Origin of the sequence: Comamonas aquatica, from assembly GCF_018064205.1 — a bacterium.
Classification (GTDB): Bacteria; Pseudomonadota; Gammaproteobacteria; order Burkholderiales; family Burkholderiaceae_C; genus Comamonas; species Comamonas aquatica.
In genome coordinates, this window is sequence record NZ_CP072916.1 from 2,983,387 (window position 1) to 3,002,675 (window position 19,289).

General features: G+C 64.6%; 22 protein-coding genes. 8 read left to right on the plus strand and 14 right to left on the minus strand.

Annotated features, from left to right (window positions below):
• The first annotated feature begins 184 nt into the window (after positions 1-184).
• From KAQ61_RS14070 to KAQ61_RS14085, 4 genes are all read left to right on the plus strand, one after another.
• The gene (locus KAQ61_RS14070) at positions 185-1,024 is read left to right on the plus strand and encodes a cysteine hydrolase family protein (protein ID WP_210929584.1); all 840 of its coding nucleotides are present in this window, start codon (positions 185-187) and stop codon (positions 1,022-1,024) included.
• Between the two features lie 21 nt (positions 1,025-1,045).
• A complete protein-coding gene (gene pncB, locus KAQ61_RS14075) occupies positions 1,046-2,251 on the plus strand; it encodes a nicotinate phosphoribosyltransferase (RefSeq protein WP_210929585.1) in 1,206 nt (401 codons plus the stop codon).
• A 95-nt stretch (positions 2,252-2,346) separates the two neighbouring features.
• Positions 2,347-3,420 (plus strand): NUDIX domain-containing protein, encoded by a 1,074-nt coding sequence (locus tag KAQ61_RS14080; protein ID WP_244982904.1) that lies wholly within the window; start codon positions 2,347-2,349, stop codon positions 3,418-3,420.
• Positions 3,421-3,440: 20 nt separating this feature from the next.
• Positions 3,441-3,935, plus strand: coding sequence for a GNAT family N-acetyltransferase (locus KAQ61_RS14085; RefSeq protein ID WP_210929587.1), 495 nt, complete (start codon positions 3,441-3,443; stop codon positions 3,933-3,935).
• Between the two features lie 52 nt (positions 3,936-3,987).
• On the opposite strand, the gene ccmI is transcribed toward KAQ61_RS14085, so the two are convergent.
• From ccmI to napE, 14 genes are read right to left on the minus strand one after another with little or no spacing between them, the layout of a single operon-like run.
• Positions 3,988-4,899: a c-type cytochrome biogenesis protein CcmI gene (gene ccmI / locus KAQ61_RS14090; protein WP_210929588.1), complete on the minus strand. Its 912-nt coding sequence runs from the start codon at positions 4,897-4,899 to the stop codon at positions 3,988-3,990.
• A complete protein-coding gene (locus tag KAQ61_RS14095) occupies positions 4,896-5,363 on the minus strand; it encodes a cytochrome c-type biogenesis protein (protein WP_210929589.1) in 468 nt (155 codons plus the stop codon). Before KAQ61_RS14095 ends, ccmI begins: the two co-directional genes overlap by 4 nt.
• Positions 5,360-5,881: a DsbE family thiol:disulfide interchange protein gene (locus KAQ61_RS14100; RefSeq protein ID WP_043383209.1), complete on the minus strand. Its 522-nt coding sequence runs from the start codon at positions 5,879-5,881 to the stop codon at positions 5,360-5,362. Before KAQ61_RS14100 ends, KAQ61_RS14095 begins: the two co-directional genes overlap by 4 nt.
• Positions 5,881-7,875, minus strand: coding sequence for a heme lyase CcmF/NrfE family subunit (locus KAQ61_RS14105; RefSeq protein ID WP_210929590.1), 1,995 nt, complete (start codon positions 7,873-7,875; stop codon positions 5,881-5,883). The genes KAQ61_RS14100 and KAQ61_RS14105 overlap by 1 nt, the downstream gene beginning before the upstream one ends.
• Positions 7,872-8,315 (minus strand): cytochrome c maturation protein CcmE, encoded by a 444-nt coding sequence (gene ccmE, locus KAQ61_RS14110; RefSeq protein ID WP_042414714.1) that lies wholly within the window; start codon positions 8,313-8,315, stop codon positions 7,872-7,874. The genes KAQ61_RS14105 and ccmE overlap by 4 nt, the downstream gene beginning before the upstream one ends.
• Positions 8,312-8,455, minus strand: coding sequence for a heme exporter protein CcmD (gene ccmD, locus KAQ61_RS14115; RefSeq protein ID WP_070356664.1), 144 nt, complete (start codon positions 8,453-8,455; stop codon positions 8,312-8,314). Before ccmD ends, ccmE begins: the two co-directional genes overlap by 4 nt.
• Positions 8,455-9,219 carry a heme ABC transporter permease CcmC gene (ccmC, locus tag KAQ61_RS14120; protein WP_210929591.1) on the minus strand — a complete coding sequence of 255 codons (765 nt, stop codon included), beginning with the start codon at positions 9,217-9,219 and terminating at the stop codon, positions 8,455-8,457. Before ccmC ends, ccmD begins: the two co-directional genes overlap by 1 nt.
• A 1-nt stretch (position 9,220) precedes the next feature.
• On the minus strand, positions 9,221-9,877 hold the full coding sequence (ccmB, locus tag KAQ61_RS14125; RefSeq protein WP_042414716.1) for a heme exporter protein CcmB: 657 nt from the start codon (positions 9,875-9,877) through the stop codon (positions 9,221-9,223).
• The gene (gene ccmA, locus KAQ61_RS14130) at positions 9,871-10,551 is read right to left on the minus strand and encodes a cytochrome c biogenesis heme-transporting ATPase CcmA (protein ID WP_210929592.1); all 681 of its coding nucleotides are present in this window, start codon (positions 10,549-10,551) and stop codon (positions 9,871-9,873) included. Before ccmA ends, ccmB begins: the two co-directional genes overlap by 7 nt.
• Positions 10,552-10,555: 4 nt before the next feature.
• A complete protein-coding gene (locus KAQ61_RS14135) occupies positions 10,556-11,194 on the minus strand; it encodes a cytochrome c3 family protein (protein WP_045267675.1) in 639 nt (212 codons plus the stop codon).
• A 14-nt stretch (positions 11,195-11,208) separates the two neighbouring features.
• Positions 11,209-11,703 carry a nitrate reductase cytochrome c-type subunit gene (locus KAQ61_RS14140; protein ID WP_042414722.1) on the minus strand — a complete coding sequence of 165 codons (495 nt, stop codon included), beginning with the start codon at positions 11,701-11,703 and terminating at the stop codon, positions 11,209-11,211.
• A 21-nt stretch (positions 11,704-11,724) separates the two neighbouring features.
• Complete coding sequence (napA, locus tag KAQ61_RS14145) at positions 11,725-14,220, minus strand: periplasmic nitrate reductase subunit alpha (RefSeq protein ID WP_045266056.1); 2,496 nt, start codon at positions 14,218-14,220, stop codon at positions 11,725-11,727.
• Positions 14,213-14,488, minus strand: coding sequence for a chaperone NapD (locus KAQ61_RS14150; RefSeq protein WP_042414728.1), 276 nt, complete (start codon positions 14,486-14,488; stop codon positions 14,213-14,215). Before KAQ61_RS14150 ends, napA begins: the two co-directional genes overlap by 8 nt.
• A 13-nt stretch (positions 14,489-14,501) precedes the next feature.
• Positions 14,502-14,660 carry a periplasmic nitrate reductase, NapE protein gene (napE, locus tag KAQ61_RS14155; protein WP_210929593.1) on the minus strand — a complete coding sequence of 53 codons (159 nt, stop codon included), beginning with the start codon at positions 14,658-14,660 and terminating at the stop codon, positions 14,502-14,504.
• A gap of 350 nt (positions 14,661-15,010) precedes the next feature.
• Between napE and KAQ61_RS14160 the strand changes: the two genes are divergently transcribed.
• From KAQ61_RS14160 to groL, 4 genes are all read left to right on the plus strand, one after another.
• Positions 15,011-16,246, plus strand: coding sequence for an NnrS family protein (locus KAQ61_RS14160; RefSeq protein WP_210929594.1), 1,236 nt, complete (start codon positions 15,011-15,013; stop codon positions 16,244-16,246).
• Position 16,247: 1 nt separating this feature from the next.
• Positions 16,248-16,697 carry an RrF2 family transcriptional regulator gene (locus KAQ61_RS14165; protein ID WP_042414737.1) on the plus strand — a complete coding sequence of 150 codons (450 nt, stop codon included), beginning with the start codon at positions 16,248-16,250 and terminating at the stop codon, positions 16,695-16,697.
• Between the two features lie 309 nt (positions 16,698-17,006).
• Complete coding sequence (groES, locus tag KAQ61_RS14170) at positions 17,007-17,297, plus strand: co-chaperone GroES (protein ID WP_210929595.1); 291 nt, start codon at positions 17,007-17,009, stop codon at positions 17,295-17,297.
• Between the two features lie 102 nt (positions 17,298-17,399).
• Positions 17,400-19,043: a chaperonin GroEL gene (gene groL, locus KAQ61_RS14175; RefSeq protein ID WP_042414742.1), complete on the plus strand. Its 1,644-nt coding sequence runs from the start codon at positions 17,400-17,402 to the stop codon at positions 19,041-19,043.
• Positions 19,044-19,289 lie beyond the last annotated feature (246 nt).

A 19,289-nucleotide genomic window follows, 5' to 3' on the forward strand; every position in this document is an offset into this window, starting at 1 on the left:
GAAGCCAGCACGCCCAGTGCCCCCACCAGCCCGCCCCTGTGCGGGCTTTTTTACGCCCTGGTGGCACCCACGCGCACGTGACCGCCAACCGCGCCTGCCCCCCAGCCGGCGTTCCGTCCCGTGCGTGGCAGGAGCTTCTACACTTCACCCTTTGCGCACGGCGCACCCGCGCCCTCCCGACGCCATGACCCTTGCCACCCAACTGCTGCTCATCGATCCGCAAAACGACTTCTGCGATCTGCCAGCGGCGCTGTGCCCCACGCTGGACGGCACGGCCCTGCAGCCCAGCCTGCCCGTGCCCGGCGCCCATGCCGACATGCAACGCCTGGCCAGCTGGCTGCGCGCGCAGATGCAGGCCGTGGACCACATCACCGTGACCCTGGATGCACACCAGGTGTTCGACATCGCGCACCCGGCTTTCTGGCAGCACGCCGACGGGTCCGCCGTGCCCGCCTTCACCGCCATCACAGCGGCGCAGGTGCGCGCCGGGGCCTATGCGCCGCGCACGCCGGCCCACCTGGCGCGCGCCCTGGCCTACCTGGATGCCCTGGAAGCACGCGGGCGCTACACCCTGATGGTCTGGCCCGTGCACTGCGAGATCGGCACCTGGGGCCACGGCGTGCATGCCGAGGTGCAGGCCGCCTGCCGCGACTGGCAGGTGACCCGCCAGCGCGCGGTGACACACGTGTTCAAAGGCAGCCATCCCTGGACCGAGCACTACAGCGCCCTGGCGGCCGAGGTGCCCGATCCGCAGGTCCCGGACAGCTGTCTGAACCACGCGCTGCTGGGCACGCTGTTGCAAGCCCAGCGCCTGGTGGTGGCGGGCGAGGCCAGCAGCCATTGCGTGCGCGCCACGGTCGAGCACCTGCTGGAGGCCGCGCCCCCCGGCTTTGCCCCACGCGTCGTGCTGCTGACCGACTGCATGAGCCCCGTGCACGGCTTTGCCGCGCAGCACGCCGACTTCCTGCAGCGCATGCAGACCGCCGGCGTGCAGCTGCACACCACCGCCACCCTGCGCCTGTAACTTCTTTTGCCCACGCCTGCCATGCCCATCGTCCCCAGCCTGCTGGACACCGACCTCTACAAATTCACCATGTGGCAGGCGATGCTGCACCGCCACCCGCAAACCCAGGCCGAATACCGCTTTGCCTGCCGCAATGCCACGGCCTACCCGCTGGCCGAGCTGATCGACGACGTGAACGCCGAGCTGGACCACCTGTGCAGCCTGCGCTTTGCCAAGGACGAGCTGGAATACCTGGGCCAGCTGCGCTACATCAAGAGCGACTTCGTCGACTTTCTGCGGCTGTTCCAGTTCCAGCGCGACTTCATCCGCGTGCAGGCCACGCCCGAAGGCGGCCTGTCCATCGAGGCCCACGGCCCCCAGGTGCATGTCATGGGCTTCGAGATCCATGTGCTGGCCATCGTCAACGAGCTGTACTTCCGCCGCCTGGCCCAGCCCGACACCCTGGCCGAAGGCCGCCGGCGCCTGCAGGCCAAGATCGACCAACTGCAGACCCTGGCCAGCGGCCCGGTGCTGGCCCACCCCTTCGAGCTGTCGGACTTCGGCCTGCGCCGGCGCTTTTCCGCCGCCTGGCAGCACGAGGTGGTGGCCACGCTGACGGCGCAGGCCGCGCAGTGGTTCAAGGGCACCTCCAGCGTGCTGCTGGCCAAGCAACTGGGCATCGCGCCGCTGGGCACCATGGCCCACGAATACATGCAGAGCTACCAGTCCCTGGGCGTGCGCCTGCGCGACTTCCAGAAGTCCGCGCTGGAAGACTGGGTGCAGGAGTACCGCGGCGACTTGGGCATCGCGCTGACCGACACCGTGGGCATGCGCGCCTTCCTCGAAGACTTTGACCTGTACTTCGCCAAGCTGTTCGACGGCCTGCGCCACGACTCCGGCGACCCGTTTGCCTGGGGCGAGCAGGCGATCGCCCACTACCGCGAACTGCGCATCAACCCGCACACCAAGCGGCTGGTGTTCTCGGACGGACTGAACCTGGACAAGGCCCTGGCCCTGTGGCGCCACTTTGCGCCGCACATCCAGCTGGGCTTCGGCATCGGCACCAACCTGACCAACGACCTGGGCCTGCAGCCGCTGAACATCGTCATGAAGCTGGTGCGCGCCAACGGCCAGCCCGTGGCCAAGATTTCCGACACCCCCGGCAAGACCCTGTGCGACGATGAGACCTACCTGGCCTACCTGCGCCAAGTGTTCGACATTGCCGACCCCGAAACCGCAACCACCTAAAAACCATAGCTTCCAGCGCTTGCCACCAGGCCACTTCAGACACAAAAACATCTGAAAAGCTGCAAGGACGAACGCCAGCAGCTATGCTTTTCACCATGCCCCACGCTGCTCCCCCGCCCCACACCGCCGTCCTCATCGGCCGCTTCCAGCCCTTGCACCTTGGCCACCTGGCCCTGCTACAGCAGGCCCTGGCGGTGGCGCAGCAGGTGGTCGTCGTGCTGGGCAGCGCCTGGCAGGCGCGCAGCCCCAAGAACCCCTTCACCTGGCCAGAGCGCGAAGCCCTGATCCGCGAGAGCCTGCCGCCCGCCGATGCCGCCCGCGTGCGCTGCGTGCCCGTGCGCGACTACTACGACGAGCCGCGCTGGGTGCAGGCGGTGATGGCCGCCGTGCACACCCAGGTGCCCCCCGGCGCGCGCGTGGCCCTGGTCGGCCACTTCAAGGACGACAGCAGCCATTACCTGGCGCGCTTCCCGGGCTGGGAGCTGCTCAGCCTGCCGCGCCAGGGCAACTTTGACGCCACCCCCATCCGCGCCTGCTACTGGAACCTGGACGAACAGCCGCAGGCTGCCGTGGCGCAGCAGCTGGGCACCCTGCTGCCCCCTGCCGTGGCCGACTGGCTGCAGGCCTGGCAGGCCAGCCCCGACTACGCCGCCCTGCGCGCCGAATGGCGCATGCTCAGCGGCTACCGCGCCGCCTGGGCGGCCGCCCCGTATCCGCCGGTGTTTGTCACCGTCGACGGGCTGCTGCTGTGCCACGGCCATGTGCTGCTGATCCAGCGCGGCCACGCCCCCGGCCAGGGCTTGTGGGCCCTGCCCGGCGGCTTTGTCGAGCCACGCGACACCCTGTGGCAGTCCTGCCTGCGCGAGCTGGCCGAAGAAACCGCCCTGCCGCTGACCGCGGCCGCGCTGCAATCCGCCCTGCAGGGCGTGGAAGTGTTCGACCACCCGGACCGCAGCCTGCGCGGGCGCACCATCACCCACGTGTTTGTCTGCCACCTGCCGGGCACCATCCTGCCCGCCGTGCAAGCCGGCGACGACGCGGCCGCCGCGCGCTGGGTGCCCCTGCAGGCCCTGGCCGGCCTGGAGGCGCAGATGTTCGAAGACCACTTCCACGTGCTGCGCCGCTGTTTTGAACGCTTTGGCGCCGGCCCCGTGCCCGCCCTGCCCTGATGCCCCTGGAACCGCTCCCCATGACCGCCCCGCTGACCATCCGCCCCGCCACCATCGACGACACCGACCTGATCCTGCACTTTGTGCGCGAGCTGGCCATCTACGAAAAGGCCGAGCACGAAGTGCTGGCCACGCCCGCCCACGTGCACCGCACGCTGTTTGGCGCCAACCCCAAGGTGTTCGGCCTGATCTGCCTGGACGGCGACACGCCCGTGGGCTTTGCCGTGTACTTCTTCAACTATTCCACCTGGCAAGGCCAGCATGGCCTGTACCTGGAGGACTTGTACGTCTCGCCCGAGCAGCGCGGTAAGGGTGCCGGCAAGGCCTTGCTGCAGCACCTGGCCCGCATCGCCGTGGAGCAGGACTGCGGCCGCTTTGAATGGAGCGTGCTGGACTGGAATGCCCCGTCCATCGCCTTCTACGACAGCCTGGACGCCAAGCCCCAGTCGGAGTGGATTCGCTACCGCCTGACCGGGCCGGCCCTGCACGCGCTGGCCGTCTCCCCCGCTGCCTGAAGCCCAGCACCGGGCCACCTGCGCGGCCCGGTCGCCCGGTCTCGCCTGGCGCCTAGCGCGCGGAGGGCTGCGCCGGTGCGGCCGCCGGCTCGCGCAGCAGCAGCTCCAGCTTCACCAGATCATCCTGCACCTGCAGTGCCACGTCGGAGCCAGGCTCCAGCAAGGCCAGCAGCGCCTGCCAGTGGTCGCGCGCGGCCCGCGGATTGCCCGCCTGCAAGGCCGCCGCACCGGCCAGCGCCAGCGCCTTGGGTTGCTGCGCGTCCAGGCGCAGCGCCTGGGTGATCGCGGCGCCCGCCGCACCGTCCAGGCGCCCCTGCTGCGCGGAGGCCTGGGCGTCTGCCAGGTCCGCCCACAGGCGCGCCTGCTCCGTGGCTTCCAGGCCCTGGGCTTGCGCCGTCTGCAGTGCGCCCTGGTAGGCCTGGGCGGCATCGGCATAGCGCTCCAGGGTTTCATAGGAGCGTGCCAGCATCACCCACCCCGGCAGGTTGTCGGGCTGCGCCTGCAAGCGCTGCGCCAGGCCGGCCACCATGGCCTCGACCTGCGCCTGGCCCGCACTGTGGCCCATGGCATCCGCTTGGGCCAGGCGGGCCGCAGCCTGCGGATCGCCCACCTGCACATACAGCCCCCATGCTGCCACGGGCAACAGCACGGCCAGCACCAGGGCGCTGGCGCGTGGCAGCCACGGCCGTTGCCGCCAGGCCCGGGGCTGCGCGCGCTGCGCCAGCTCCTGCAGCAGGCGGCGCTGCAACTCGTCCTCGGCCTGGGCCAGATCGGCCGCATCGAGGTTGCCGGCGCGGTGCTCCCGCGCCAGCTCCTGCAGCTGGGCCTGGTACAGCGCCCGCAGGGCGTCATCGCTGCCGGTCACCGGCTGGGCCGCATCCCGCAGCAGGCTGGGCAGCAGCACCGCCAGGCACAGCAGCACCAAGGCCAGCGCCCCCAGCCACAATCCCACCATATCGCTCATGGACGGTCCTCCGGTGTCGGTGTGTCCTGGCGGTTCTCCAGCCACGCCTGGGCCCGTGCCCGCTCCTGCGGGCTCAATCCCGGGCGGGTCACGCTCTGGTGGCGCCGGCGCAGCGTGCGCCACAGCAGCAGCAAGCCGCCCAGCAGCACCACAAACGGGGCACACCACAGCACCCAGGTCGAAGGCTTCCACGGCGGTGCATAGCGCACAAAACTGCCATACCGCTGCTCGAAGAAGGCCACCACCTCGGCATCGCTGCGGCCCTGCGCCAGCTGCACCGCAATTTCTTTGCGCATGTCCTTGGCAATCGGCGCCTGGGATTCGGCCACGGTCTGGTTCTGGCAGACCACGCAGCGCAGCCGGGCGGCCAGGGCCGCCTCGCGCGCCTCCAGTTCCAAGTCTTGCGCAGCGAAGACACCGGGGCTCAACAGGGCAGCGCACAGCGCCAGGGACCAGGGTTTCATTGCACGGCCCTCACCACAGGCATCAGTTTGTCGTTCCACACCTCGGGCGTCACCGGCCCCAGGTGGCGGTAGCGGACCCGGCCCTGGGCATCGATCACAAAGGTTTCCGGCACGGCATGGATGCCAAAGTCCATGCCGACCCGGCCATCGGCATCCACCGCAGAAGCCACATACGGGTTGCCGGCCACGCGCAGCAGAGCCTGGGCCTTGGCGGGCTGGTCCTTGTAGTTCAGGCCATAGATGGCCACACCGTCCTTGCGCGACATCTCCACCAGGATCGGCAGCTCCTGGCGGCAGGGTGCGCACCAGGAGGCCCAGACGTTCAGCAGCCAGACCTGGCCCTGCAGCGCCTGGGGCGTCAGCCGGGCGCCTTCCGGCCCCTGCAGCACCGGCAGGTCGAAGACCGGCACCGGCTGTTGCAAAAGGGCCGATTCCAGCGCCCGTGGATCACGTTGCAAGCCCAGGCCCAGCATGACCGCCAGCCCCAGAAAAACTGCCAAAGGAATGACAAAACGCATCACGCCACCTTGTGCGCCACGGCGCTGCGCGCGGCACGTGGCACGCGCTGGCGCCCGGTGCGAAAACGCTTGTCCAGCAGGCTCAAGCCCGCCCCCAGTGCCATCATGAAAGTCCCCATCCAGATCCACTCCATCCAGGGTTTGACCTGCAGGCGCACGGTCCAGGCCTGCCCGGTCTCATCCAGCGGTTCGCCCAGTGCGATGAACACATCGCGCGTCCAGCGGCTGTCGATGGCCGCCTGGCTCAGCCCCATGGTCTGCACCCGGTAGGCACGTTTTTCGGGGTACATGTCCCAGCTCTGGTACCCATCGCTGACGCGAAAGTGGGCGCGCTGGGCATCGTAGTTGGGCCCCTCCACCGAGGACAGCCCCACCAGGGTAAAGCGGTAATGGCCGGCCTCCACGCTCTGGCCCTGAGCCACATGGGTTTCGCGCTTGGTCTCCAGCCCGTTGGCCAGGCTCACGGCCATCACGAACACACCCACACCGGCATGCGCCATCACCGTGCCCCACCAGCCCCAGGGCTGACGGGCCACGCGCTGCCAGCCTCCACCCTGCCGCACCGCAGGCAGCAGGCGCTGGACGGCATGCGCCAGCGTGCTCAGCAAGCACCACAGGCCCAAGGCCACCCCCAGCAAGGTCACGGGTGTGATGGACCCGACCTGGGCCAGGCCCAGCACGGCCACGCCCACCCCGGTCAGCACCAGGGCCGCGCGCAGCCGCTGCCACAGCTCGCGGCCCGAGCCCTGCTTCCAGCGGGCCACCGTGCCGCAACCCATCAAGGCCAGCGCCGGCAGGACCAGCGGCAGAAAGACCGCTTCAAAATACGGTGGACCGACCGAAATCTTTTCGTTGCGCAGCACATCCAGTGCCAGAGGGTACAGCGTGCCGATCAACACAGCCAGGGCCGCGGCGCAGAACAGCACGTTGTTCACCAGCAGCAGGGTTTCGCGCGACAGCAAGGCGAACTGCCCGCCCCCGGTGCCCAGCTCTGGCGCCCGCCAGGCGTACAGCCACAGCGACACGCCCACCACCGCCACGATGAAGCACAGGATGAACAGGCCGCGCCCCGGATCAACCGCAAACGCGTGGACCGAGGTCAGCACCCCGGAACGCACCAGGAACGTACCCAGCAGGCACAGCGAAAACGCGCAGATCGCCAGCAATGCTGACCAGCTGCGGAATGCGCCGCGCTGGTCTGTCACGATCAGCGAGTGCAGCAAGGCCGTGCCCACCAGCCAGGGCATGAAGGAGGCGTTTTCCACCGGGTCCCAGAACCACCAGCCCCCCCAGCCCAGCACGTAATACGCCCAGGCGCTGCCCAGCAGGATGCCCAGTGTCAGAAAGCCCCAGGCGGCCAGCGTCCAGGACCGCGACCACCGCGCCCAGGCAGCGCCCAGCTCGCCCGAAATCAGGGCCGCCAGCGCAAACGCGAAGGGCACCACAAAACCCACATAGCCCATGTACAGCAGTGGAGGGTGAAAGACCATGCCCGGGTCCTGCAGCAAGGGATTCAGGTCCTTGCCCTCCAGCGCGGCCGGCACCAGGCGCAGGAACGGGTTGGACAAAAACAGCACGAACAGCAGAAACCCGACGCTGACCCAGCCCAGCACCGCCAGCACGCGCGCCACGAAATCGGCCGGCAATGCGCGGCTGCGCCAGGCGACCGCCACGCTCCAGCAGGCCAGCAGCACCTGCCACAGCAGCATGGAGCCCTCATGCCCGCCCCAGAAGGCCGTCAGCTTGTAGATCATGGGCAAATCGCTGTGCGAGTTGGCCGCGACGTACAGCACGGAATAGTCCTGCGTGCCAAAGCACCAGAACAGCACACCCGCCGCCAGCAGCGACAGCAGGCACTGCAGGGCGGCGGCGGGCCGCGCCAGGCGCACCCAGGCGGCGATCCCCCACTGGGCACCCAGCAACGGCAGCGTGGCCTGCACCAGCGCCACGATCAGCGCCAGCACCAGCGCAAACACCCCCAGCTCCGCCATCATGGCTGCCCCCTTGATGTCCGTGCGGCATCTTCCAGTGCCTTGGCCGCTTCCGGGGGCATGTAGTTCTCATCGTGCTTGGCCAGTACCTCGGAGGCCTCGAACACACCGTTCGCCTGCAGCTTGCCGGATGCGACCACCCCCTTGCCTTCGCGAAACAGGTCGGGTAACAGGCCCTGGTAGCGCACCGGCACGCGCTGCACCTCGTCGGTCACCATGAACTGCACCTGCAGGCCATCGGCGGAGCGCTGCAGCGAGCCAACCTCCACCAGACCACCGATGCGAAAGGCCGCCCCCTGCGGCGCTTCGCCCGCGTGGATCTGGCTGGGGCTGTAGAAAAACATGACATTCGCATCCAGTGCGCGCAGCACCAGGGTGACGGCCAGCCCCACCAGGGCCACACCGGCCAGCACCCACAGCAGGCGCTTTCGACGGGGTTTCATGCAGCATCTCCCTCAGGGTCGCGCAGTGCGGGGCCCTGCCGCAGCCGACGCCAGCGCCACAGCAACGCCAGGATTTCAAGCAGCAGGAGCGCTGCGCTGACACCATAGGCCAGCGCGATGTAAAAACCATGGGTCGCCATCACAGTTGCTCCTCTGCGGCACGTTCTCGAATCAGGCAGCGCGTGCGCAGCAAGCACACGGCCAGCGTATAGGCCCAGCACGCCAGGGTCATCAGCAGCATGCCCGCCAGCATGGTGTGGGTCATGCTGGGGGCCGCATCCATGCGGATCGTGGCCCCCTGGTGCAGGGTGCTCCACCACTGCACCGAGAAATAGATGATGGGCACATTCACCACGCCCGCCAGCAGCACGATGGCACCGGCCGCGTCGGCGCGCTCGGGGTCTTCGATGGCCGAGGCCACCCCCAGGTAACCCAGGTACAGAAACAGTAGGATCAGCTCCGAGGTCAGCCGCGCGTCCCACACCCACCATGCGCCCCAGGTGGGCTTGCCCCAGGCCGCACCGGTCCACAGCGCGATCACGGTGAACAGGGCCCCGGTGGGTGCCAAGGCGCGCGCCAGCAGTGGTGACAGGCGGGTGCGGTAGACCAGGCCCAGCCCCGCGTGCACCGCCGCCACCACATAAATGAACATCGACATCCAGGCCGCAGGCACATGCAAAAAGATGATGCGATAGACCTCGCCCTGCTGGTGGTCGGTGGGGGCTACGAAAAAACCCACCCACAGCCCGGCCACAGTCAACGCCAGCGCCAGCACGGCCAGCCACGGCCACAAGCGTTGTGCCCAGTGGTCAAACACCGGCGGGGAGGCCAGTTGGCGCCAGCGAAAGCCTGCGGCCAGAGCACGCGGCGACCGAGGAGAAGAAGCAACAGGGGAAGGGTTCATATCATTCCAGCGCCAGCCTCAACGCCGCCGCAATCGTCCAGGGGCCGGCCAGCAGCGCCAGGCACAAACAGGCACCGAGCAAATTCAACGCGGGGGCCGCAGGCAGCCCCAGCAAGGACTGGGTCACGGCATGGCTGCCAAAGATCAGGATCGGCACGCTCAGCGGCAGCACGACCAGCACCAGCAGCAAAGCACCGCGCAAGCCCAAGGTCAGCGCAGCCCCCAGGGCCGCCAGCACACACAGGCTGGGCGTGCCCAAGGCCAGTGACAGCAGCAGCACCCCCATCACCTCCTCGCCCAAGCCATATTGCCAGCCCAGCAGCGGCGTGGCCAGGAGCAGCGGCAGCGTGCCCACCAGCCATTGCGCCCCCACCTTCACCCCCACCAGGAGCGGCAAAGGTGCAGGGGCCAGCAACCACTGCTCCAGCGAACCGTCTGCATGGTCCCCCTCGAACAGCCGGTGCTGGCCCAGCAAGACCGCCAGTAAGGCCGCCACCCAGACAACGCCAGGCGCGATCTGCCGGAGCAAGACGCTGTCCGGCCCCAAAGCCAGCGGAAACAGGCTGCCCACCATGAGGAAAAACGCCAGACCACTCAGGGCATCGGCCGGCCGGCGGACGGCCAGACGCAGCTCGCGCACCACCACCGCCCTCAGCATGGCGCCTCCTGCTGCGCCGGAGCCGCAGAGGGGGCACTCAAGTCCAATACCAGGGCCGGCACGCCAGGCACCAGCAGACCGCGATGGCTGACCACCATCGCCAGCCCACCCGCCTGGGCGTGTGCCGACAGCAGTTGCACCAGCAATGCGCTGCCCTGTGCGTCCAGCGCATTGTCTGGCTCGTCGAGCAACCACAGCGGGCGTTCACTGAGCAGGACCCGGGCAATCGCCACCCTCCGTCGCTGCCCCTGGGACAAGCGACCAAAAGGGCGCGAAGCCACATCCAGGACATCCAGTGCGCGCAGCACCTGGGCCGCGCGTTCACCGGACCAGGGCACGGCCTGCATCTGGAGTGCGAAACGCAGGTTCTCGATCCCACTGAGGGCATCGCTCATGCCGCACTGGTGCCCCAGGTACGACAGCTGCCGCTGGAACGCGGGGCTGGATGCGATGACCCGCTGACCGCACCATGCCAGCGCCCCGGCACGCCAGGGCATCAACCCGGCCAGACTGCGCAGCAAGGTGCTCTTGCCAGCGCCATTGCTGCCCTTGAGCTGCAGCACCTGGCCGGCCTGCAGGCTGAAATCGATCTGGCGCAACAGCACACGGCCATTGCGGAGGCAGCCAAAGCCAGCAACGTCCAGGCTCCGTGGCGCATGCTCCGCAGACACCATGCGATCAGGGCTTGGCCATGGCGACAGGGGCTGGCACCACCTGACCCGGGCTGTCACTGGGGCCCACGCCCGGAGGGATGTGTGGCAGCTGGTGGGCAATCCCCTTGTGGCAATCGATGCAGGTTTTTTCCTTGTTGGCCAGGTAGGTGGAATGCATGTTCTGCGCGCGTTGGCTCTGGCGGGTGAAGTCCATAGAGTCGTAGTTGTGGCAGTTTCTGCATTCCAAGGAGTCATTGGCTTTCAAGCGTGTCCACTCGTGCTGTGCCAACTCCAAGCGCTTGGCCTCAAATTTTTCCGGCGTATCGATCGTGCCAAAAATCTTGCCCCAGACTTCTTTCGAGGCCTGCATTTTGCGGGCCATCTTGTCGGTCCAGTTGTGTGGCACGTGGCAGTCCGAGCAGATCGCACGCACACCAGAGCGGTTGGTGTAGTGGATGGTGCTCTTCAGTTCGGCGAAGACGTTGTCGCGCATTTCATGGCAACCCGTACAGAACTTCTCGGTGTTCGTGACTTCCATCGCGGTATTGAAAGCCCCCCAGAACAGGATGCCCGCAATGAACCCGCCAATCGTCAGAAACCCAAGGCTGAAGTGGACGCTGGGGCGCCGTATGACGGCCCAGTAGCGCTTGAGTAATTGCAGCATGCTTGTGCCCCAGTTCATGGTTTCTTGGATGCGTTCGCAGGATTTTGCAATGCTTTCAGGAGCAGGCTATCCACATCCTGGAATGTATTTCTTACGAAAGGCGTCGCATTGTCCTGCCCCACATGGCACTGCACGCAAAAGTAGCGCCGGGTCGAGATCTGCGCCAGGGTATTGCCATCGCGGTCCTGGTAGTGGGTGATGGAGACCGGGATCGCCTGAGAGACTTCCGCCTTGGTGCGCGAATGGCAGTCCATGCACTTATTGAAGTTCTTGTCGACCTGGTAGCCATCGATGCGGTGCGGAATCACGGGCGGCTGCTGCGCGTAGTTGCGCGTGCGGCGCACATCATCGTTGATGGGGTTGCCCAACACCGGTGGCTTGGTGGTTTCCAGCAAGGGTGCCGTGCCGCGGGCCTTGTCGTACAAGGGCTCGGCGGAGGCCATGCCGGTCGCGGTGACCACACCGATACACAGCATCAGTGCCATGCCCAGTTTCTGTATGCGTTTCATGGGGTGCTCCTCTGCTTGTCCTCAGACCTTGGTCAGCCTCACGGCACACTTTTTGAAGTCGGTTTGCAGCGAGATAGGGTCGGTGGCATCCAGCGTCACTTTGTTGATCAACTGGCTGGCATCAAACCATGGCACATAGACTAGGCCGCGTGGTGGCTTGTTGCGCCCACGGGTTTCAACCCGGGAGCGAATTGAGCCTCGGCGCGATGCGATCTCGACCTCGCTTCCACGGCGCAGTCCCAGTGCCTTGGCATCCTCTGGGTGCATGTAGCACAGCGCATTGGGCACGGCACGGTGCAGCTCAGGCACCCGGCGGGTCATGGAGCCAGAGTGCCAGTGCTCTAGTACACGGCCTGTGGAGAGCCAGAACGGATACTCTTGATCGGGCGCTTCTGCGGCAGGCTCATAAGGCAGGCCAAAGATGATGGCCTTGCCGTCCTTGTATCCGTAGAACTCAAAACCACGGCCTGCTTTGACGTAGGGATCAGCACCTTCGCGGTAACGCCATTTGGTTTCTTGCCCATTGACCACCGGCCAGCGCAGGCCGCGAACTTGGTGGTACACGTCGAAGGGGGCCAAATCGTGAGCGTGACCGCGTCCGAATGTGGCGTATTCCTCGAACAAGCCCTTTTGGGGGTAGAAGCCGAAAAGCTCGGCTTCGTGGTTGTCGTACCCTGCCTCAATATCGGAAACGGGGAACTTGTCGACTTGTCCGTTGCGGAACAGCACATCAAACATGGTTTTGCCACGGTATTGGGGTGCCTTGGCCAAGAGTTCTTCGGGCCACACTTCTTCGATCTTGAAGCGCTTGGCAAACTCCATCAGCTGCCACAAGTCTGAGCGCGCATCCCCGGGGGCCTTGACCAATTGGTGCCAGAAGTGCGTGCGGCGCTCGGCGTTGCCGTAAGCCCCTTCTTTTTCCACCCACATGGCTGTGGGCAAGATCAAGTCTGCGGATGTGGCAGTGACCGTGGGGTAGGCATCGGAAACCACAATAAAGTTATCTGGGTTGCGGTAGCCCGGATAGCCTTCTTGCACCAAATTGGCGGACGCCTGCATGTTGTTGGTCACCATGACCCAGTAGGCATTGAGCTTGCCATCCTTCAGCATACGGTGTTGCTGCACCGCGTGATAGCCAGGCTTTGCGGGAATGGTGCCTTCAGGTAGTTTCCAGATCTTTTCGGCTGTCTTGCGGTGCTCGGGGTTGGTCACCACCATGTCGGCAGGCAAACGATGTGAGAAGGTGCCCACTTCGCGCGCTGTGCCGCAAGCCGACGGCTGTCCGGTCAGAGAAAACGGGCTGTTACCCGGGGTGGAAATCTTGCCAGTCAGCAGGTGGATGTTGTAGACAAGGTTGTTGGCCCATACACCGCGCGTATGTTGGTTAAAGCCCATGGTCCAGAAGGACACCACTTTGCGCTTGGGATCTGCGTACAGCTCTGCCAGTTCCTTGAGCCGGTTGGCCGGAACGCCCGTCAGCTTGGTGGTGTACTCCAGGGTGTAGGTGGAGACGAACTTGGCGTACTCCTCATACGTCATGGGCTTGGCCCCCCCTGGGTCTGCCGCATTCTTGGCGGCTTTCTGCAAGGGATGCTCGGGGCGCAAGCCATAACCGATGTCCGGATTGCCCAACTTGAAGTTGCAGTGCTTGGCCACGAACTCCTGGTTCACACGCCCCGTGGTGATGATGTGGTTGGCAATGTAGTTCAGGATCGCCAGGTCGGTCTGCGGCTTGAAGGTCAGCTCAATGTCTGCCAGTTCGTACGAGCGATGTTCAAAGGTGGACAACACGGCCACCTTGACATTCGGTGCACTCAACCGGCGATCCGTCACACGCGTCCAGAGCACAGGGTGCATTTCCGCCATGTTCGAACCCCAGAGCACAAAGGTGTCCGTGGCTTCGATGTCGTCGTAGCAGCCCATGGGCTCGTCCATGCCGAAGGTGCGCATGAAGCCTGCCACCGCCGAGGCCATGCAGTGGCGCGCATTCGGATCGATGTTGTTGGAGCGGAAGCCGGCCTTGAACAGCTTGGACGCGGCATAGCCTTCCCAGACCGTCCACTGGCCCGAGCCGAACATGCCCACGCCGGACGGCCCCTTTTCCTTGAGCGCCTTCTTGAATTGCTGGGCCATCACGTCGAACGCGGTGTCCCATGACACGTGCTGGAATTCCCCGTCCTTGGCGTATTTGCCATTTTTCATGCGCAGCAGCGGCCGTGTCAGGCGGTCCTCGCCATACATGATCTTCGACAGGAAGTAGCCCTTGACACAGTTGAGGCCCCGATTCACTTCGGCCTGGGGATCGCCTTGGGTCGCCACCACCCGGTTGTCCTTGACGGCCACCATCACGCCGCAGCCGGTGCCACAGAAGCGGCAGGGCGCCTTGGACCATTTCATGGGCGCGCTGCCACCTGCTTGCGCACCCTCCTGGGAGATGGCGTGGATGGGAATGCCTGCCACAGCGCCCGCGGCAGCAGCGGCAGTTTGACGAACGAAATCGCGACGGGTGCTAGTCATGGGAGACTCCCTCGTTAAGTAATTGCCGGGGTTCTGCGTGCTGGTACACCAGAGAGACGTTCAGTACGCCATCGATCAACCGAATGTGCGCCACCTGATCCAGGATGAAGTCGGCGCTGGGCCCTTCCAGGGTGACTACCAGCTTGCCGTCTGGATGGGTGCCATGCACTTGGACAGGCCCCATCGTGGTCAGCGCCTGCCCAACGGGATCTAGCGCCTGCGGCAGGACATGGACCACCAAGCTGGCAATGTGCAGCTCATCGGCCATCGAATGCGGGGCTTCAGGCATGCGGAGGACCCGCAAACATCTGGAAGATCCAGACCAGGAAGCCGTAGCCGACAATGATCAAACCGGCCAACACCGGCGCCATCACCACCGTCAGGAAAGCGAAACTGCGCAATTCTTCTTTGCGCGTCGTGGGATTCTTTTTCTCAAGCATGTGCCACCTTTCTGGATGACTGTGCAGGCTACGGAGGCTTGGCAAGATCTTCAATCCACCCCAACCCGCACAGCCATGAACACTTGCACCGATTGTAAAGACATTGATCAAACATTCAATTGATGCGCATCAAATCGATATTCAAACCTTGCCTTCAACCATTTAAAAACACGGCGACCATCCGCTCCATTCGAAAATCTCCATCAATAACCACAATATCCACAGCAATTCATACATCAATCAAACAATTAAAAGATTGATTTAAATCAAATAAAAACAATCATTTCAAACAGAAATATTCAGAAACATCTACCCTTGATGCAGGTTTTGTATTTATTGAAAAAACTGCAATGACTAGCCTTCTGAAAATCCAGGAACCGTCCACGCCGGAACCGCCGCAGCGCCCATCCCTAGCGGCCTTTCTGGAACTGGGGTTTCGGCCGCTGTACCTGTGTGGCGCCCTCTGGGCCATGGTGGCGGTATCGCTCTGGGTGTTTGCCCCCTCGCTGCTGCAGGGCGTGGTGGCCGGGGTCTTCTGGCACGCCCATGAAATGTTCTGGGGATGCATTGCGGCCATCACGGTGGGTTTTCTACTGACCGCCACCAGCAACTGGACCGGCATAAATCCCTTGCAAGGCCGTGCACTGGGCGCACTGATGCTGCTCTGGGCCACCGCACGCCTGGGCTTTCTTTGGCCCGGTGCCGTCGCCTTTGCGGTGGCAAGCACCGCCGACCTGCTGTTCATCGCCATGGCAGCACTGGCGATAGGCCGCTGCCTGCTCGCACGCCAGAGCCGACACAACTACCTCCTGGTTCCGCTGCTGCTCGGCATAGGTAGCGCCAACGCGGCGTACCTCTTCGCCTGCTGGCACCAGCTCGGCTACAGCGTAGTAATGCACTATTTCTTCACGGGCATGCTGTGCATGGCCGCCATTGCCTTGCTGATTGCCAGGCGGGTGATTCCATTTTTTGCCACGCGGGCACTCCCGCAACTCACCGTGTCGCGGCACACGCGCAGCGGTCAATGGCAGGCGGGATTGGCCGCTTGCGGCATCCTGGTGTGGCAATTCGGTCCGGGTCCATGGGCCGCCCCGCTTTTCGCTGCGGCCGGGCTGCTCACCCTTTGGCACGTGATGGCCTGGAAGCCCTGGGCCGTGCTGCGCACGCCATTGCTCTGGATCCTCTACCTGGGCTATGCCGGGCTGGGACTGGGCCTGTGGGCCGCAGCCGCCTACGCCCTGGGCTGGACGGCACGCATGTCCTGGCCGGTCCACCTGCTCGGCATGGCCGGATTTGGCGCCCTCATCATCGGCATGATCACGCGCACGGCCCTGGGTCACACCGGGCGCCCCCTGGTCGCCGACCGCAGCATGGTGTGCAGCTATGGACTGGTGTTCTGCGCCGTTGTCTTGCGCCTGGTGGCCCTGGGCGCCAGCACCCACCCCGTGCCCTGGCTGCATGCCAGCGCCGCATGCTGGGTCTTGGCATTTGCCGTTTACTTATGGCGCTTCCTTCCGATGCTGGTGCGCCCACGTGCCGACCAGCGCCCCGGAAAACCCGTCCCCCTCCAACGCCGGTCTCACTAAGATGCGCCTGACCACACTCACCGACTATGCGCTGCGGGTCCTGATCTACACCGGCGCCCACAGCGAGCGCCTGTGTACCATCAGCGAAATTGCAAAAGCCTTCGATATCTCGCAGGCCCACTTGATGAAAGTGTCCCAATTGCTGGCGCAACAAGGGTGGATCACCACCGTGCGCGGGAAAAACGGCGGATTGCACCTGAGCAAATCCCCCCAGGAAATCCCGCTGGGGGCGGTGGTGCGCAGCATAGAACCCGACTTCAACCTCGTCGAATGTCTGGGCCCCAACAACCACTGCCGGCTGACCGGCGGCTGTGCGCTGACCTGCATCCTGAATGGGGCGCTGAAGGCGTTTTGGCAGCACCTGGATTGCTACACGCTGGCCGATGTGATCGCCCGCCCCGGCTTGCCGGTCCTGGCGCAGTGGACCCAACCCATCGCCATCAGCCGTTGACGCACCGCGCTCCGAAACCTCGGCCCGCGGCAAGGGGTGCACCGCGCAAAAACTCTCAAGTCGTTGTTTTGCAAAGAATTTTCTTGGAATCCAACCTCGCCATAGGGTCCAGCGTCCCTCTGCACAGAGATTGCGTGGCGTCAGCGAGGAACACCCACCCCTTGAAAGCCAAAATTTTTCCCTTATTATTAGCACTCGATGGGGTTGAGTGCTAACAGCACCGTTCCACAGCTTTATCAAGCCACTCTGCCCAGTTGCGACAGCGTGGCGGACCTCTTCAACCTTGTTGATTGATACCTAGGAGATGTTATGAACCTGCGTCCTCTGCACGACCGCGTGATCGTCAAGCGCCTGGAAAACGAAACCAAGACCGCTTCGGGCATCTTTATCCCTGACAACGCCGCCGAAAAGCCTGACCAAGGCGAAGTGCTGGCCGTCGGCCCCGGCAAGCGCAACGACAAGGGCGAGCAAATCGCTCTGAACGTGAAGGTGGGCGACCGCGTGCTGTTCGGCAAGTACTCCGGCCAGACCGTGAAGGTTGACGGCAACGAACTGCTGGTGATGAAGGAAGACGACCTGTTTGCGGTCGTTGAAAAGTAAATCGCAGCGCGATCCTCTTCAGAACTTTGAAATTTCATAGCTGTTAGCGCTTGATGTACAAGGGCTAGCAGCCAATTTGAACCAGATTTGTAGGAGCCAAAAATGGCAGCTAAAGACGTAGTATTTGGTGGCGAAGCACGTGCTCGCATGGTGGAAGGCGTGAACATCCTGGCCAACGCGGTCAAGGTGACACTGGGCCCCAAGGGCCGCAACGTGGTGCTGGAGCGCTCCTTCGGCGCCCCCACCGTGACCAAGGACGGTGTGTCCGTGGCCAAGGAAGTGGAACTGAAGGACAAGCTGCAGAACATGGGCGCCCAGCTCGTGAAGGAAGTGGCCTCCAAGACCAACGACATCGCCGGTGACGGCACCACCACCGCCACCGTGCTGGCCCAAGCCATCGTGCGCGAAGGCTCCAAGTACGTGGCCGCTGGCCTGAACCCCATGGACCTGAAGCGCGGCATCGACAAGGCTGTCGCCGCCCTGGTGGAAGAGCTGAAGAAGCAATCCAAGGCCACCACCACCTCCAAGGAAATCGCCCAAGTCGGCACCATTTCCGCCAACTCTGACTCCGACGTGGGCGAAATCATCGCCCAGGCCATGGACAAGGTCGGCAAGGAAGGCGTGATCACCGTGGAAGAAGGTAAGAGCCTGGCCAACGAACTGGATGTCGTGGAAGGCATGCAATTCGACCGCGGCTACCTGTCGCCCTACTTTATCAACAACCCCGAAAAGCAAGCCGCGATTCTGGACAACCCCTTCGTGCTGCTGTTCGACAAGAAGATCAGCAACATCCGTGACCTGCTGCCCACGCTGGAGCAAGTCGCCAAGGCCGGCCGTCCCCTGCTGATCATTGCCGAAGACGTCGAAGGCGAAGCCCTGGCAACCCTGGTGGTGAATACCATCCGTGGCGTGTTGAAGGTGGTGGCTGTGAAGGCCCCTGGCTTCGGCGACCGCCGCAAGGCCATGCTGGAAGACATCGCCATCCTGACCGGCGGCAAGGTCATCGCTGAAGAAGTGGGCCTGACCCTGGACAAGGTGACCCTGGAAGACCTGGGCCAGGCTGCCCGCGTCGAAATCGGCAAGGAAAACACCACCATCATCGACGGTGCTGGCCAGGCTGACGAAATCGAAGCCCGCGTGAAGCAAATCCGCATCCAGATCGAAGAAGCCACGTCCGACTACGACCGCGAAAAGCTGCAAGAACGCGTGGCCAAGCTGGCCGGCGGTGTGGCCGTGATCAAGGTGGGCGCTGCCACCGAAGTCGAAATGAAGGAAAAGAAGGCCCGCGTGGAAGACGCCCTGCACGCCACCCGCGCTGCCGTGGAAGAAGGCATCGTGGCCGGTGGTGGCGTGGCCCTGCTGCGCGCCAAGCAAGCCGTGGGCGCCCTGGCCACCGGTAACGTGGAGCAAGACGCCGGTATCAAGCTGGTACTGGCTGCCGTGGAAGCGCCTCTGCGTGAAATCGTGGCCAACGCCGGTGGCGAGCCTTCGGTGGTGGTGAACGAAGTGTTGAAGGGCCAAGGCAACTTCGGCTTCAACGCTGCCAACGACACCTACGGCGACATGCTGGAAATGGGCATCCTGGACCCCACCAAGGTGACCCGCACTGCCCTGCAGAACGCCGCGTCCGTGGCTTCCCTGCTGCTGACCACCGAGTGCATGATTGCCGAAGCCCCCAAGGCTGAAGGCGCACCCGCCATGCCCGACATGGGTGGCATGGGTGGCATGGGCGGCATGGGCATGTAATTGCCCGGCAGCCGACCCCAGCCTGATACCGCTGGGGTTGCATACAAAAAAGGCCGCTTGCGCGGCCTTTTTTTATGCCTTGAAATTTTGAGCCAAATGACCTTCTAGCGATTACTCAGCAAGCGCTGGGTGCTCTGCTTTTAGCACGCCAGCACAGCCCAATCACCCACAGCAAGGCTGGCAACACAAGTCGTGGCACCGCAGGCCGTCCACCAGGACCGCCCAGGCGCAACAACGTCGCACCGA

Coding starts and splice junctions, on each gene's coding strand:
- KAQ61_RS14150 (WP_042414728.1), bottom strand. CDS start 14,488: ATGGCCGATGAGCTGCACATTGCCAGCTTGGTGGTCCATGTCCTGCCG.
- groES (WP_210929595.1), top strand. CDS start 17,007: ATGAACCTGCGTCCTCTGCACGACCGCGTGATCGTCAAGCGCCTGGAA.
- ccmA (WP_210929592.1), bottom strand. CDS start 10,551: ATGGTGTCTGCGGAGCATGCGCCACGGAGCCTGGACGTTGCTGGCTTT.
- KAQ61_RS14165 (WP_042414737.1), top strand. CDS start 16,248: ATGCGCCTGACCACACTCACCGACTATGCGCTGCGGGTCCTGATCTAC.
- KAQ61_RS14095 (WP_210929589.1), bottom strand. CDS start 5,363: ATGAAACCCTGGTCCCTGGCGCTGTGCGCTGCCCTGTTGAGCCCCGGT.
- KAQ61_RS14080 (WP_244982904.1), top strand. CDS start 2,347: ATGCCCCACGCTGCTCCCCCGCCCCACACCGCCGTCCTCATCGGCCGC.
- KAQ61_RS14160 (WP_210929594.1), top strand. CDS start 15,011: ATGACTAGCCTTCTGAAAATCCAGGAACCGTCCACGCCGGAACCGCCG.
- KAQ61_RS14140 (WP_042414722.1), bottom strand. CDS start 11,703: ATGAAACGCATACAGAAACTGGGCATGGCACTGATGCTGTGTATCGGT.
- ccmD (WP_070356664.1), bottom strand. CDS start 8,455: ATGGCGACCCATGGTTTTTACATCGCGCTGGCCTATGGTGTCAGCGCA.
- ccmC (WP_210929591.1), bottom strand. CDS start 9,219: ATGAACCCTTCCCCTGTTGCTTCTTCTCCTCGGTCGCCGCGTGCTCTG.
- ccmI (WP_210929588.1), bottom strand. CDS start 4,899: ATGAGCGATATGGTGGGATTGTGGCTGGGGGCGCTGGCCTTGGTGCTG.
- KAQ61_RS14070 (WP_210929584.1), top strand. CDS start 185: ATGACCCTTGCCACCCAACTGCTGCTCATCGATCCGCAAAACGACTTC.
- KAQ61_RS14105 (WP_210929590.1), bottom strand. CDS start 7,875: ATGATGGCGGAGCTGGGGGTGTTTGCGCTGGTGCTGGCGCTGATCGTG.
- ccmB (WP_042414716.1), bottom strand. CDS start 9,877: ATGCTGAGGGCGGTGGTGGTGCGCGAGCTGCGTCTGGCCGTCCGCCGG.
- napE (WP_210929593.1), bottom strand. CDS start 14,660: ATGCTTGAGAAAAAGAATCCCACGACGCGCAAAGAAGAATTGCGCAGT.
- napA (WP_045266056.1), bottom strand. CDS start 14,220: ATGACTAGCACCCGTCGCGATTTCGTTCGTCAAACTGCCGCTGCTGCC.
- KAQ61_RS14135 (WP_045267675.1), bottom strand. CDS start 11,194: ATGCTGCAATTACTCAAGCGCTACTGGGCCGTCATACGGCGCCCCAGC.
- groL (WP_042414742.1), top strand. CDS start 17,400: ATGGCAGCTAAAGACGTAGTATTTGGTGGCGAAGCACGTGCTCGCATG.
- KAQ61_RS14085 (WP_210929587.1), top strand. CDS start 3,441: ATGACCGCCCCGCTGACCATCCGCCCCGCCACCATCGACGACACCGAC.
- ccmE (WP_042414714.1), bottom strand. CDS start 8,315: ATGAAACCCCGTCGAAAGCGCCTGCTGTGGGTGCTGGCCGGTGTGGCC.
- KAQ61_RS14100 (WP_043383209.1), bottom strand. CDS start 5,881: ATGCGTTTTGTCATTCCTTTGGCAGTTTTTCTGGGGCTGGCGGTCATG.
- pncB (WP_210929585.1), top strand. CDS start 1,046: ATGCCCATCGTCCCCAGCCTGCTGGACACCGACCTCTACAAATTCACC.